At 54.7% G+C, this 514-nt stretch carries 1 protein-coding gene; it reads left to right on the plus strand.

Annotated elements, in window-relative coordinates:
• Positions 1 to 399 precede the first annotated feature (399 nt).
• On the plus strand, positions 400 to 514 hold a 115-nt coding region (locus ACR0E6_RS23150; RefSeq protein WP_480587851.1), incomplete at its 3' end, for a P-II family nitrogen regulator.

The raw sequence follows: 514 nt of genomic DNA on the forward strand, positions 1-514 counted from the left end.
TTGCGGGTCGTGGTCTTTCGGGCGGTCGACTTCTTGCCCGCAGGCTTGGCAGCCCGCTTGGTCGTCGAAGGTTTGCGCGCCTTCGAAGGGTATCTTTTATCCGCGACCAGTGTCGGTTTGCGGCGCTTGGACTCAGACATGCTCAAACTCTGCCCGTTATACTTTTGCCTCACCATACCCTGACGTCCCGCCTATGTTGAGATCCGATTTTCCGGAACTACCCTTCCCATTTTCGCCTATTTTTTAATCATCAAGCACTGTTTGTGCAAAAATTGTGCAATATAGCGTCATTTTCAGTCGGTTTCACGTCGGGGAATCGTTCCTTAACGCCCCGACACGCGCTCTTTTTCTGCACGTGCAAACAAGCCGGCCCGATCCGGAGTAGTAGAGGGGACAGACGTGAAACTGATCATTGCGACAATCAAGCCGTTCAAGCTCGAGGAGGTGCGCGAGGCACTGACCGAAGCGGGCGTACGCGGCATGATGGTGACCGAAATCAAGGGCTTCGGCTCGC

Source organism: Ruegeria sp. AP12 (assembly GCF_056540025.1).